We start from the raw sequence: 1,061 nt of genomic DNA on the forward strand, positions 1-1,061 counted from the left end.
ATCGTCCACGGCAATTGTCAGCAAAGAGCTGAGCAGCCTCGGCGAGATCTTCAGCCATCACGGCCAGAACGCGATTGGCGTGCTGTTGTTTCAGGATGTCGTTGCGGTGCTGTTGCTGACGCTGGTCCCGGTGTTCGCCGGCAGCAGCGATCAAAGCTGGTACTGGGCGCTGCCGATCACGCTGGGTAAAACCCTGCTGTTGTTTGTCGGTCTGTTGCTGACCAGTCGCTGGTTACTGCCACGACTGTTCCACGAAGTCGCCACCTCGCGCTCCGCCGAGCTGTTCGTCCTGCTGGCCCTGGTCATCGTCTTGCTGACTGCCTGGCTGACTCATCTGCTCGGGCTCTCCCCCGCCCTCGGTGCCTTCCTTGCCGGCATGTTGCTGGGCGAGAGCCATTACCGACATCAGATCGAAGCCGATATTCGCCCGTTCCGCGACATTCTGCTCGGGCTGTTTTTCGTCAGTATCGGCATGCTGATCGATCTGCAGCTGTTCGCCAGCCATGGCCTGTTGATTCTCGGCCTGACATTGGGGTTACTGCTGATCAAGGGCAGCCTGGTCGCAGCCTTGGTCAAATGGCGCGGCAGCGACGGCGAAACTGCCTGGCGCAGCGGCCTGGCATTGGCGCAAGGCGGTGAATTCTGCTTCGCGCTGATGGCACAGATGCAACAGAACAAACTGATACCGGCCGAACTCAGCGGTCTGTTACTGGCCGCAACATTCTGCTCGATGCTGCTGACACCACTGTTGCTGCGCGCAGCACCGGGCATTGCCGCACGCTTGCATCGCAAACCCGATAAGGAAGCGCGACTCGATCAGATCGCTGCATTGAACGCCGAACTGCACGGGCATGTAGTGATTTGCGGCTACGGTCGGGTGGGTCAGTCCATAGGGCGTTTTCTGCGTCGCGAAGGACAGCCTTTCGTTGCGCTGGACGATGACCCGGTTCGTGTTCATCAAGCCGCAGCGGGTGAAAGCTGCGTGCACTATGGCGATTCCCGTCGCATGGAATTGCTGGGTGCCGTAGGTCTTGAACGCGCACGACTGTTGGTGATCGCGG

The 1,061-nt window shown here is 59.9% G+C and carries 1 protein-coding gene; it reads left to right on the forward strand.

Annotation, left to right across the window (positions count from 1 at the left end; genetic code table 11):
- Nucleotides 1-1,061 (forward strand): cation:proton antiporter domain-containing protein (locus AC1DH9_RS29720; protein WP_477809402.1); only part of this gene is annotated, 1,061 nt, incomplete at both ends.

The organism is Pseudomonas sp. 05T35 (assembly GCF_056396605.1).